Here is a 12,401-nt window from a genome sequence, read left to right on the forward strand (position 1 = left end):
TTGGCGGTTCGCGGATGCAAAGGGCTCCTGCCCTTTGCCCTTCGGGCTGACGCTTAAAAATAGCATCCTGCTATTTTTATCCTGCGCCGACGGAGGTCACTGCATTGCAGGGCCCCTCCCTCGCTCTGAAAACCTCGTCCAGCTGCATTTGCGGAGAATAAAAAAAGCCACTCTTTGGGAGTGGCTTTTTGATTTTGCATTTTAGATTTGGAATTAGCGGCGAACTGATTTTGGGTCGATGGCGTCTTGGAGGCCGTCGCCTAGGTAGTTGAAGCTGATTGTTGTTAGGAGGATCAAGATACCAGGCAGGATTGCTAGGAATGGTGCTTGGTAGATTAATTCTTGGGCGTTGTTTAGCATGTTACCCCAGCTTGGTGTTGGGGGCATGATGCCTAGGCCTAAGAAAGATAGGGCTGCTTCGAATAGGATGGATTCGCCTACGCCTAACGTGATCGATACCAACATCGGTGCAATTACGTTCGGGAACATGTGGCGGATGATGATTGTGGAGTCTTTCGCGCCCAACGTTCTCGCTGCCAAGATGAATTCGCGTTCGCGCAGGGACAAAATACTTCCGCGCACCAAGCGGGCTACTGTCATCCATGAGAATAGGCACAGAATGATGATCATCTTAAAGATGGATTCGTTTTGGGTGCTGACGATGGCATTCAAAACTGGAAGCTTTGTGAAATCGATTGCGGCCATCACGATCAAGACGGGGATCGTGGGAAGACTTAACAAAGCATCCGTTACGCGCATCAAGGCAGTATCAATCCAACCACCATAGTAACCGGCGATACTGCCGATCAAAAGACCGACCAAGGCTGATGCGATGGCAACCAGAACGCCTACGCCCATGGAAACGCGAGTACCGTAAACCAAGCGAATGAAAACGTCGCGGCCCAGTTCGTCTGTTCCGAAGAAATGGAAAGTCTTAAAACCGTCGAAAGCTTTCAACAGACCTTTTGTTTCAGGGATATCTAAAGACTTAAAGATTTTAATCGCTTCAGGAACTTCCTTGGCGCCCACTTCATAGATCGCATCCGCTTCAGGAACGGTGACCAAACCTTTTTCGACCAATACTTTTTGAATACGATCCGCTTCAGCAGGGTTTGCTGTGATGAACTTTTCAATTTCAGTTTCGCGCACATCGGCTCCAGCTTCCGTTGTTGTGAACGGAGCCATATAGCGGTTTGCTACATTTTGTGCATCGGGATCAAGGCCGGTTACGTTTTCAATAACGTTTGCAAAGATCGCAATCAATAGGAACAAAGAAATGATGAAGGCTCCCACCACGGCCAATTTATGGTCGAGGAACTGGGAAAGGATCATCTTCCACATCGGCATCGCTTTTTCGAGATCCGCGCGGTCCTTGTCTGTAAGTGTGGTCGCCATATCTACAGTATTCATTGTTAATTCACTTCCTGACATCTTCGACCTACTTGTAAGCGATACGTGGATCAGCGAATCCGTAAAGGATGTCGGCCACTAAGTTCATTAATAAAACCATACTTACGGAGATCACAAAGGAAATCATCGCAACGTTATAGTCATTCCCGATGATGGAGTCGTAAACCAATTTACCCACACCTTGATAAGCAAAAACCGTCTCAGTCAAAAGCGCACCCGAGAACAAAGTGGAAATGCTCAACGCCAAGATCGTGATCAAAGGAATCAAAGCATTGCGGAAGGCATGCTTCCAAACCACGGTGTGATAGTTTAGACCTTTAGCTTTTGCGGTACGAATGAAATCATTGCGCATAGCTTCGGCCATCGCTGAACGGGTGAAGCGCGAGAAACGACCGATTTGTTGGATCGACAATGAAAGCACGGGAAGTACCAAGTACTTTGAACGATCCATCAGATCAGCCCAGAAGCCCATGTTCTCAGCACCGATGGTTTGCGTGCCGCCCGCAGGGAAAAGTGGGAACTTCACGGCAAAGACGATAATCAAAACGATCGCCAGCCAAAACGAGGGTATCGAGATACCCGCAAAAGAAAACAGATTCATGAAATAGTCAGTTTTCGAGTTCGGTTTCAAAGCAGAAACCACTCCCAATGGAACCGCAATCATGATGGACAAAATCAATGATGCTGCAGAAAGAATAAACGTGTTCCAAAGACGTGGGCCCATCAATTCCTGAACGGGCACACGGTAAGTACGGCTGTAACCAAGATCACCAGTCGCTAACGACGCCATCCAGTTGCCATAACGTTTGTAGATTGGTTGATCTAATCCATACAAAGTTTTTAGGCGGGCCACGTCTTCAGCTGTGATTTTGGGGTTTGAGGCCACCATCATGTCTACCGGATCTCCGGGCATTAAACTCATCAGAACAAAAACCACGTAGGATAGCACAGCTATCACTGCGAGAGTTTGCAAGATGCGACGGGTGATAAATGTAGTCATGGGTAGCCTCTCTTAAATACGGATTACAAAGACCAGTCTTCGATATAGTTGGTTTCGTAGAACTGGTGACCTGACATTTTGTAGTTTTTCAAAGACTTAGGAACTACAGAGATGTCAGAGCGGTAGTACAACGGAAGAACTGGTACTTCTTCAGTGTATTGTTTCAAAATATCGTGAACCAAAGCCGTGCGTTTTTTCGCGTCAAATTCCAGATCCAAAGCATCAAGATCTTTATCGACCTGCGCATTGGCCCAGCCCATATAGTTTTGACCTGACCAACCATTTTTATTGGAAGGGATTGCTTTAGAAGAAACAGTCGAGCGAGGGGAGTTTTCCGGAGAGGAAACCCAAGCAAACAATGCCAAGCCGCCGAATTTACGTTTTGACATCGTATCGCCAAAGAAAACGCGTGCTGGTTCATTCTTGACCAGAACTTCAATACCGTTTTGTTTCCATTGGTTTTGCAGGTACACCTGTACCAACTCACGAGTTTTGTTACCCGCAGTTGTTTGGAACGTCAAAGAAAGGCGTTTGCCATCTTTCGCGCGGAAACCATCAGCTCCCATTTTCCAACCAGCTTCATCCAATAATTTTCCACCCGTACGTTTAGAGTAACCGTACGTCGTGATCACTTTTGGATCTTTTGTGAACCAAGGATCTTTAGGGGAAATATTGTGAACAGCGACTTCCTGACGGCCTTCGAACAAAGCTTTTACCAGGTCATCACGGTTGATCGAGTACAAAAGTGCTTTACGAACTTTCACATCTTTCAAGATCGGGTTGTCCAGGTTTAAGTCGATATGTTCGTAAGTCACAGAAGGAACGAACTGAACATCGAATGGAAGTCCTTCTGCTTTAGCTTTTTTCTCGAAAGCCAAGGCTTGGTCAAAATCCAAACCAAGAACAGAAACCATATCGATAGTTCCTGAACGAAGGTTCGCTTCCATTGTTCCCGTATTAGGAATCAATTTTACGATGACTTTTTGGATGTTTGGTTTTTTACCATAGAAATGTGGATTCGGCGCAAACGCCACGTGGGAACCCAATTTCACTTCAGTGATCACATAAGGACCGCTGTAAAGACCTGGATTGGTTGGATTACGAACATAGTTAGAGTTCTTTTCGTATCCTTCCTTGGCTTTGCCATGTTTTTCAAATACCGGAAGTTCCAAGTGCGCAGGCACTGGGAAGAACTGAGCCAATTGGAAGAAGCTCCAGATGGCTTTGTCATATTTGAAAGTACATTTTTTAGGATTTTTTGGATCAACGTCGATTTTTTCAACTTGAGTCCATTGCTCTTTTTCGCCAACTGCAACGTTAGGAGAAGTGGCAATTTTCTGAGAAGCGATAAAGTCAGCACAGATCACTGGCTTGCCGTCGCCCCATTTAGCGCCGTCAATGATTTCCCAGTTAGCTACGATTTTCTTTTTGCCGCCATCGTCGATGATTTTAGCAGTGCCTTTTTCAATTGAAGGAATCTCTTTCGCCAATTGCGGAACCCATTTTCCGTCCGGAGTCAGGTTCACCAATGAACGACCCACCATACGGTACATGTAAGCTGAAGCTGACATGGACATGATGATTGGATTCATCGTTTCAAATTCTTGAGAAATACCGATTTTAAGTTCGGCATTAGAAGGAGCTGCCACAGCCTGTGCGCTCATTCCAAGAGCGGCTCCCAGCAACAATCCTTTTGCAAGTCTATTCAACATTCGTTTCTCCTTGTTGATACCTAAAAAAAATTCGTACGCTTCCTATACTCGGGCTAAGCCGGAGTAGTGATTTGCTTCGGTGTCGCCGAAGTGTCGCCCATCTGCGGAGCTTTTTCCAACCAGCACGCTTTTTGGTGAGTGCCAGCGCCTTCAAGAACCGGGATCTTTTCCTTACAAACGTCCATGACATAAGGACAGCGTGTATGGAAAGAGCAGCCTGATGGTGGATTGATGGGGCTTGGCACTTCGCCACCCAGTGACTTTTTCATCATCTTTTTGCCGTGACCCACGCGTGGGATCGCACCGATCAACGCTTGAGTGTAGGGATGTTGTGGGTTCGAAAAAAGTTCATCGCGTTCGGCGATTTCAACAATCTTACCTAAATACATCACAGCGATACGATCACAGATGTGCTCGATCACTGAAAGATCATGAGAGATGAAAATATAAGTCAGGCCTAATTTCTGTTGCAGGTCTTCCAGCAAGTTCAATATCTGAGCTTGAATGGAAACATCCAAAGCAGAAACTGGCTCGTCACAAATAATAAGTTCAGGATTCAAAGCAATCGCACGGGCAATCGAAATACGCTGACGTTGACCGCCAGAGAATTCATGCGGGTAGCGATTCACTGTGGATTTTCTTAAACCCACAACTTCGATTAATTCCAAAACGCGTTTTTCACGCTCTTCCATGGTTCCCACGTTATGGATGTCCATCGGTTGACGGATCGCTTGGCCCACAGTCATGCGCGGATCCAAGGATGCAAACGGATCTTGGAAGATCATCTGCATGTCGCGACGTTTTTGACGAAGCTGCTCACCAGATAGTTTTAGGAAATCTTGGCCTTCAAAATGGATCGATCCCCCAGTCGGTTCGTACAGACGAATCAAGGTACGACCTAAAGTGGATTTACCGCAGCCGGATTCCCCAACCAGACCCAAAGTTTCACCTTTACGTACGATCAAAGAAACATCGTCGACGGCTTTAACCGAAGCCACTTCGCGCATCAAAAAACCTTTTTTGATCGGGAAGTGCTTTTTGATATTTTTGGCTTCCAGAATGATTTCGTTCATCTGCATCACTCCTTAGGCTACAGGGTTAAAGCAAGCCACTGTGTGGCCGGGTTTAAATTCAACAACAGGTGGTTTTAGCACGGCACACTCATTCACAGCACGCGGGCAGCGATTCGTGAACGGGCAGCCCTTAGGTAATTCATGAGGAGCAGGAACTGAACCTTCAATGGTTCTAAGTCTTGCCACACGCTCACCAAATTTTGGACGGGAAGCAATCAACGCCGCCGTGTAGGGGTGAAGTGGATTTAGGAACAACTCTTGAGTGTCAGCTTGTTCGCAGAATTGACCGCCGTACATCACCATCACGCGGTCCGAAATCTCAGAGATCACGCCCAGGTCATGAGTGATGAATTGCACAGTCATATTGAATTTTTGCTGAAGACCCTGGATCAATTCCAAAATCTGCGCCTGGATTGTTACGTCTAATGCTGTTGTTGGTTCATCAGCGATCAGAAACATAGGATCGCAAGACAAAGCCATTGCAATCATCGCACGCTGTCTCATACCGCCCGAAAGCTGGTGCGGGTAGGAGTTGTAACGTTCAGCTGGCGACGGAATACCAACCAAGCGGAGCATTTCGATCGCGCGCTCTTTCGATTCTTTTTGCGTGCACTTTTTATGGCGCATGATCTGCTCGTCCATTTGACGACCGATCGTAAGAACGGGATTCAAAGCTGTCATCGGCTCTTGAAAGATCATGGCCATTTCGCCACCACGAACTTCTTCCATTTGCGATTCATTGATTTTCAAAAGATCGCGACCGTTGAGTAAAACCTGACCCCCAGTCACGGTGCCCGGTCTTTCAATCAAACGCATCAGAGAATAAGAAGTTACGGATTTACCGCAACCAGATTCCCCGACGATACCCATGGTTTGGCCTTTGTTGATTGAATAAGAAATGTTGTTAACGGCCTTGAAGGGACCTGCCTTCGTAACGAAGGTCGTCTCAAGATTTTTGACTTCGATAACAGGAGTTTCTTGCACTATCTATGTACCTCTTTAAAGGAAACGACGTGTTTCTAGTTCTTCGACGATGGAAAGGGCGCCCTTTTTCATGGCTTTCCCTAAAATCCCTGTCAGTTTATCGCCGATAGACTGTTTTTGTTCGAACTTCACTTTGATCACCTGGTGTTGGTCTGCCAACGTCATCAAGTAATCATCGCTCGTGCGAATTTCATCCACGAGACCTTTACCGATAGCTTGCTCGCCATACCAGTATTCGCCTGTGGCAACTTCTTCTAAATTCAGTTGTGGACGGAATTTGCCAACAAAGCCTTTAAACAACACGTGTGTGTCTTCAAGTTGTTGTTTGAACTTCTCTTCACCTTTAGGAGTGATCTCGCCCAAAAGACTGACCGTGCGTTTGTACTCGCCCGCAGTGTATTCTTTGAAATCAACGTCGTGCTTTTTCAAAACGCGGTGAAGATTGGGAACCTGAGCGACAACACCGATAGAACCCACGATCGCAAAAGGTGCGCATAGGATTTTGTTAGCTGTCACTGACATCAGGTAACCGCCGCTCGCAGCAACTTTATCCACGCAAACAGTCAAAGGGATGTTTTTTTCACGAACACGCAAAAGCTGGGAAGCCGCCAGGCCATAACCGTGAACCACGCCGCCCGGGCTTTCCACGCGAACGACAACTTCGTCTTGGGGAGTGGCGATGGTTAGAACCGCTGTGATCTCTTCACGCAGGTTTTCAACGGCGGAAGCTTTCACGTCGCCTTCAAAGTCGACCACGAAGATTTTTTTCTCCACAGCCTGAGGCTTTGCATCGTGAGCTTTACGTTCTGCTTTAAGTTTTTTCTTAAGTTCCTTGCGCTCAGATTTGGAAACTGTGTGCGCTTTAAGGAGATTGCGGAAGCCTTTGTATTTCTTATGCAAAAGTTCTACTTCAACTTCTGTTTTATGGCCCGCTTTTGCTGCAAGGACGGCGATGACAATGATGACCGCCAAAATAGCAAAGAGGATTAAAAAGGTCTGTGCGGCGAAGATTCCGATGCTCTGCATTGCGTCCATTTGATGCTCCTTGATGCAAGGGCTTACGTTATTAAGTTATTGGACAAAGGTCGAGCATCTTTTTTTGTTTGCTCAAAAAAAAGGGAGCCTCCTGATAGACTGGGTCAAGAATGAAACCTCCTCGCTGTTTACTGCTTTTTTTAGGTCTCACTTTTACTTCGTTTCTGGCTCACGCTGTGGACGCGGAAGAGGAGCGTCTGCGCGGTTTTGCTGAGCATCAAAGTAAGCTCGGCCGTTTCGACGAAGCCCGTGAGGGTGGAAAGCGCGCCTATTTGGAAGAGCAAGAGCAGTGGGCCTCTGAAAAAGATCGCGCTTTGGCTGACTATAAGAAAAATAAACCCACAGCCGAGCCGGTCATGGATGAAAACAGTCCCGAGTACCGCGCTTGGGAAAACCAAAAAAAATCTGAACAGCAAGCTTACGAAGAAACTCGTAAGGCTTTCTCTGCTCAAGCTGCAAAGAATCAGGCATTGGATCGGGAAGCGAAGGGTTTGCCAACTTTGGCGCAGGAATTGGGTCTTGATCAAGAGCGTCCACGCTTTGATTTCGCGAAACGTAACTTCGGAACTTCGACTGCGGGCAGCTCAGGCACCGGACGCGGCGGCGGGGGCAGTAGTGGCAGTTTCAATCCAGGAAACTCTTCTTTCCCACCTCCACCAACATTTGACGACTTTAGCGACGGTTACGTACCAGCGCCGAACGTGTCCCCAGAGGACTTCGGCGACGTACCACCGCCACCACCTCCACCAATGCCAACAGGCTTCGGTGATTTCAGCAACGGCAGTGAGTTCATCCCACCTCCGCCACCTCCACCAGGAAACTTCGAATCCGGAGATTTTTAAAAAAAAAGGCGCTTTCAAGGCGCCTTTTTTTATCTAGAGGTAACAGTTTCCTTTTTTAGGATTTTAGCAATTCGTCGGTGTTTAGGCCGGCGTAGGCTTTTACGCCTTTCATGAGGTACCAGAAGATGCCTAGTAGGAAGATCATGGATGGGACCATGATGATGGCCATGGACCATGTGGTCATTTTTGCGATTTGTTCGTTTAGGATGACGGATTGTGCGTCTGCGGCCAATGTTGAGTCGATATCTAGGAAGATCTTTCTCGCCAGAATAAAATTTAGTACGGCGCTGAATGCGAAACTTAGGGAGAGCCACATTGTGGCTTTTCTCATGTGATCGTGGAATTCAGCTTGTTTGCCGTGCTCTTTTAATTTTTCTTCGAGCAAATCAACTTTCATCACGCCGGGATTTAGGAACAGGCTTTCGATAAATGGTTTTTTCGTAAACGCAGATCCCAAAACGAACAGGCCTACCAGAGCCGGGAAGGCAGCTTCTTTGACCGCAAACCAGAATCCGTGAATACCAATGACAGCCAGTCCACCAGTCAAACCCACGTTTAATAAACCTAGGACTGAGAACGCATTTACTTTTTTGCGTTTTAGAAGATCGTAGATCCCGTAGATCAACGGGAACGCCAGTGCCAAAACCAAAGCATTCATCGGGCCAATATGCTTTGTGAGTTTGTTCAGGATCATGACTGGCAACAAAATGTTAAAGATTAAGTTCAGCCAGCTATTTTCAGGTTTTGCTTGAGGAGCATTGGTTTCAGTCATGGTGGGATATTTTTGTCGGCTTCGCGGCAAAATGCAAGGATGCATGCCGCGTCAGCCGACCGAGAACTGCTAACTATTCCAATTTTGAGGAACAAGTTCACTAAGCGTGATCGTACATGCGATCTTCGAATGCCGCCAAGGCAGCTTTCGCACCTTCGCCCATTGCGATCACGATTTGTTTGTACGGCGTCGTCGTCACGTCACCAGCTGCATAGATACCTTTAACGTTCGTGCGGCATTTTTCATCCGTGATGATTTCGCCGAACTTAGTAAGTTCCACCGTGCCTTTTAGGAATTGGCTGTTTGGAACCAGGCCGATTTGCACAAATACACCATCAAGATCTAACTTTTCAAGTTTTCCAGCAGTGCGATCCGTGTATTCCAATTGATGAACCTTTTGACCATCACCAACAACTTTTTCAGTTTTTGCTCCCGTTATCACAGAAACGTTTGGCAATGATTTAAGTTTATCAACCAGGATTCGATCCGCTTTAAGCTCGTTGTTGTATTCAATTACAACGACTTCGCGAACGATGCCGGCAAGGTCAATCGCTGCTTCAACGCCAGAGTTTCCTCCGCCGATAACCGCAACTTTTTTACCTTTATAGAAGGGACCATCGCAGTGAGGGCAGTACGCCACTCCACGGCCCATGTATTCTTTTTCGCCTTCAACACCAAGCTCGCGCCATTTCGCACCTGTTGTAACGATGATGGAGTCTGCAACCAAGTGTTCGCCACTTTCAAGTTCGACCGTTTTGATTTTGCCTTCGGTTTTGATTGTTTTTACGCGGCGGTTTTCTAAAACGCGAACAGGGTAACTTGCCACGTGTTGGTTCAACTGGGCTGCCAACTGAGGACCTTCGGTGTAAGTCACACCAATCAAGTTCTCGATCCCTTTAGTTTCTTGAACTTGACCACCGATTTTCTCAGTGATTAAAGCTGTGCTTAAACCTTTACGAATAGAATAGATCGCAGCTGAAGCGCCCGCAGGACCGCCACCAATAACCAAGACGTCAAAGTGACCCAGGTTTTTGTTCACTGGCTCAGAAGGTTCCGTCGAAGCGTTCTCGTCAATGCCGTAAGTTTTTTCTAATTTTTCGATCAAATCCAAAACGCTGATACGGCCCGAGTGGAACATTTTACCGTTACCAGCCAAGCTTGGAACGCCTTGGATGCCCAATTTTTGAATTTCGTCTTGAACGTAACCACCGTCGATCACTTCGTGCTTCATGTTTCCATGGGCCAGTGTGATCAAATTAAGTGCTTGAACCACTTCCGGACAGTTTTCACATGTCAAAGACATGAATGTCTGAACGGTGATGCCTTTTTTCAAACGCTTCACGCGGTCAGCAAGCAAGCTATCCAGTAACTTACCTTTGCCATCTGTATTTAAGATCGCAAGGATCAACGAAGTGAATTCATGGCCACCCGGAATACCTTTAAAAGAGATACCAGTAGGTTTGCCTTGATAAGCGATATGAAATGCTGGCACTGGCGATGTAGTGCCAGATTCTTTAACAGTGATGTTCGGAGACGTCTCAGCAACATCATTCAACATTTCAAGAAGGTCTTTGTGATCTTCGTGTGTGCTGTTCTCGATGATAAGTTCAACTGGCTTTTCAAGTTTGCCAAAGACTGAAACAAGTTGTTCGCGGAGTGATTGATCTAACATAAAGAGCCTCCTCTTAATAAAAAACGACTTTAAAGCTGCCATCCAAAGTTGAATAGAACCTTTAAAATCGTCACATGGAGAGCTGGTGCGGGGAGAGAGCCGCCGCACCAACCGAATTATACACTTCGACTCACGTCGAAGTAGAACGTTCGAGCTACTCCGACGTGAGTCGGAGTATAAGCAAGCTTAGATTTTACCTACTAGGTCCAAACCAGGTTTCAATGTAGATTTGCCTGGAGTCCATTTAGCTGGGCAAACTTCGCCTGGATTTGCAGCGATGTATTGAGCAGCTTGAACTTTACGGAACAACTCATCAGCGTTACGGCCGATACCGTTGTCTTGAACTTCAGCCAATACGATTTTACCAGCTGGGTTCACCAAGAAAGTACCACGGTAAGCCAAACCTTCTTCTTCAATGTGAACGCCGAATGCGCGAGTCAATTGGAATGTAGGGTCTGCCAACATTGGGTATTTGATTTTTTTGATTGTATCAGAAGCATCATGCCAAGCTTTGTGCGTGAAATGAGTGTCTGTAGATACGCCGTATACTTCTACGCCCAATTTTTGGAATTCAGCGTATTTATCAGCCATGTCACCTAGCTCAGTAGGGCACACGAATGTAAAGTCAGCTGGGTAGAAGAAGAAAATAGACCATTTACCTTTAAGGTCATTTTGCGTAACTGTTTTGAAATCGTTGTGGTGGTAAGCTTGAACTTTAAAGTCAGGCACTTGCGTGTTGATCAATGTTTGCATGTATTCTCCTTAAGAATAGCGGTGTTTATAAGTGGACCCAATACAGGTCAAAACCGTTTTAAATCGTCGGCTACGTGATTAGACTAGAAGATCCAAGTCTATTAGTAAAATAGATTATAAATATACCTTGATAGATTTTCTCTATCGGCGTAGAATCCTTATAAGACAAGGGGTTTACGGTGAAATTAAAGGTGAACTTTTCTTTGACGCAGCTCGAGTATGTCATGGCTGTCCATAAGTATGGACACTTTGCGAAGGCCGCAGAGGCCTGTTACGTGACTCAGCCGACATTGAGTATGCAAATTCAAAAGCTAGAGGACGAATTGGGAGTGGTGATTTTCGACCGCTCCAAAAAACCTATTTTGCTAACAGATGCTGGTAAGAAACTTATTTCTCAAATGCAGACGGTTCTGTTTGAGGCACGCAAAATTGAATCCATTTTGTTGGAAGGTACGAAAGGTTCTCGCAAGGGAACGCTGACGGTCGCGATCATTCCAACGATCGCGCCGTACTTGTTGCCGCGCCTTTTGCCAGTTTGTGTAGAGATTTTGCCGGACCTTGAACTTAACATCAAAGAATTACAGACGGATCAAATTATTGAAGCCTTGAATAAAGATGAAATTGACGTGGGGGTTTTAGCAACGCCAACGCAGATTGCAGGGATGTTCGAGTATCCGCTGTATTATGAGCCGTTCTATGTCTTGTGCGACAAGAACCACGAATACGCGCAACAGAAAAAGATTAAATATCATTCTTTATCGATGGATGACATTTGGTTGCTCGAAGAAGGCCACTGTCTGCGCAATCAAGTTCTTGATCTTTGTTCGATCAAAAAGAAAAAGGGAACAGAACGCAAATACAAGTTTGAAAGTGGTTCTTTAGAAACGCTAAAAAACCTGGTCGATCTATATGGTGGCTATACGTTGCTGCCACAGCTTGCGACTCACACGGTGGGAGATCGCAGTCAGGTTGTGCAATTTGAACGCCCCATCCCAGCCCGTGAAATCGGTTTGGTTTGCCGTCGTGAACACTATAAAAGTGAACTGGTCGATGCTTTAGGCGAGGCGATTCTAAAAGCCATCCCGGAAGATCTGCGTAAGATTAAACCAAAAGACTTGGATGTTCTTCCTATCGCTTAAGCGGCGGCA

General features: G+C 46.2%; 11 protein-coding genes. 2 read left to right on the forward strand and 9 right to left on the reverse strand.

Annotation, left to right across the window (positions count from 1 at the left end):
- Positions 1-213: 213 nt before the first annotated feature.
- The 6 genes from ACLSU7_RS00850 to sohB are packed head-to-tail and all read right to left on the reverse strand — an operon-like array spanning position 214 to position 7,214.
- Entirely contained in the window at positions 214-1,410 is a 1,197-nt protein-coding gene (locus ACLSU7_RS00850; protein WP_413293628.1) for an ABC transporter permease, read from the reverse strand.
- Between the two features lie 28 nt (positions 1,411-1,438).
- A complete protein-coding gene (locus tag ACLSU7_RS00855; RefSeq protein WP_413293629.1) occupies positions 1,439-2,410 on the reverse strand; it encodes an ABC transporter permease in 972 nt (323 codons plus the stop codon).
- Between the two features lie 23 nt (positions 2,411-2,433).
- Positions 2,434-4,122 carry a peptide ABC transporter substrate-binding protein gene (locus tag ACLSU7_RS00860; protein WP_413293630.1) on the reverse strand — a complete coding sequence of 563 codons (1,689 nt, stop codon included), beginning with the start codon at positions 4,120-4,122 and terminating at the stop codon, positions 2,434-2,436.
- A gap of 53 nt (positions 4,123-4,175) precedes the next feature.
- On the reverse strand, positions 4,176-5,195 hold the full coding sequence (locus tag ACLSU7_RS00865) for an ABC transporter ATP-binding protein (protein ID WP_413293631.1): 1,020 nt from the start codon (positions 5,193-5,195) through the stop codon (positions 4,176-4,178).
- Between the two features lie 12 nt (positions 5,196-5,207).
- Positions 5,208-6,179, reverse strand: coding sequence for an ABC transporter ATP-binding protein (locus ACLSU7_RS00870; protein ID WP_413293632.1), 972 nt, complete (start codon positions 6,177-6,179; stop codon positions 5,208-5,210).
- Positions 6,180-6,194: 15 nt separating this feature from the next.
- Entirely contained in the window at positions 6,195-7,214 is a 1,020-nt protein-coding gene (sohB, locus tag ACLSU7_RS00875) for a protease SohB (RefSeq protein WP_413293633.1), read from the reverse strand.
- 110 nt (positions 7,215-7,324) lie between these two features.
- Between sohB and ACLSU7_RS00880 the strand changes: the two genes are divergently transcribed.
- Positions 7,325-8,056: a hypothetical protein gene (locus tag ACLSU7_RS00880; protein ID WP_413293634.1), complete on the forward strand. Its 732-nt coding sequence runs from the start codon at positions 7,325-7,327 to the stop codon at positions 8,054-8,056.
- A 55-nt stretch (positions 8,057-8,111) separates the two neighbouring features.
- Here the strand turns inward: ACLSU7_RS00880 and ACLSU7_RS00885 are convergent, their stop codons facing one another.
- The 3 genes from ACLSU7_RS00885 to ahpC form a co-directional block, all read right to left on the reverse strand.
- Complete coding sequence (locus tag ACLSU7_RS00885) at positions 8,112-8,828, reverse strand: VC0807 family protein (RefSeq protein WP_413293635.1); 717 nt, start codon at positions 8,826-8,828, stop codon at positions 8,112-8,114.
- A 100-nt stretch (positions 8,829-8,928) separates the two neighbouring features.
- Complete coding sequence (gene ahpF / locus ACLSU7_RS00890; protein WP_413293636.1) at positions 8,929-10,500, reverse strand: alkyl hydroperoxide reductase subunit F; 1,572 nt, start codon at positions 10,498-10,500, stop codon at positions 8,929-8,931.
- Positions 10,501-10,686: 186 nt separating this feature from the next.
- Positions 10,687-11,253 carry an alkyl hydroperoxide reductase subunit C gene (gene ahpC, locus ACLSU7_RS00895; protein ID WP_181604320.1) on the reverse strand — a complete coding sequence of 189 codons (567 nt, stop codon included), beginning with the start codon at positions 11,251-11,253 and terminating at the stop codon, positions 10,687-10,689.
- A gap of 179 nt (positions 11,254-11,432) precedes the next feature.
- Between ahpC and ACLSU7_RS00900 the strand changes: the two genes are divergently transcribed.
- A complete protein-coding gene (locus ACLSU7_RS00900; protein WP_413293637.1) occupies positions 11,433-12,392 on the forward strand; it encodes a hydrogen peroxide-inducible genes activator in 960 nt (319 codons plus the stop codon).
- Positions 12,393-12,401 lie beyond the last annotated feature (9 nt).

Origin of the sequence: Bdellovibrio sp. HCB185ZH, assembly GCF_047302455.1 — a bacterium.
Lineage (GTDB): Bacteria > Bdellovibrionota > Bdellovibrionia > Bdellovibrionales > Bdellovibrionaceae > Bdellovibrio.

Coding starts and splice junctions, on each gene's coding strand:
- ACLSU7_RS00850 (WP_413293628.1), bottom strand. CDS start 1,410: ATGAATACTGTAGATATGGCGACCACACTTACAGACAAGGACCGCGCG.
- ACLSU7_RS00860 (WP_413293630.1), bottom strand. CDS start 4,122: ATGTTGAATAGACTTGCAAAAGGATTGTTGCTGGGAGCCGCTCTTGGA.
- ahpC (WP_181604320.1), bottom strand. CDS start 11,253: ATGCAAACATTGATCAACACGCAAGTGCCTGACTTTAAAGTTCAAGCT.
- ahpF (WP_413293636.1), bottom strand. CDS start 10,500: ATGTTAGATCAATCACTCCGCGAACAACTTGTTTCAGTCTTTGGCAAA.
- sohB (WP_413293633.1), bottom strand. CDS start 7,214: ATGGACGCAATGCAGAGCATCGGAATCTTCGCCGCACAGACCTTTTTA.
- ACLSU7_RS00855 (WP_413293629.1), bottom strand. CDS start 2,410: ATGACTACATTTATCACCCGTCGCATCTTGCAAACTCTCGCAGTGATA.
- ACLSU7_RS00885 (WP_413293635.1), bottom strand. CDS start 8,828: ATGACTGAAACCAATGCTCCTCAAGCAAAACCTGAAAATAGCTGGCTG.
- ACLSU7_RS00880 (WP_413293634.1), top strand. CDS start 7,325: ATGAAACCTCCTCGCTGTTTACTGCTTTTTTTAGGTCTCACTTTTACT.
- ACLSU7_RS00865 (WP_413293631.1), bottom strand. CDS start 5,195: ATGAACGAAATCATTCTGGAAGCCAAAAATATCAAAAAGCACTTCCCG.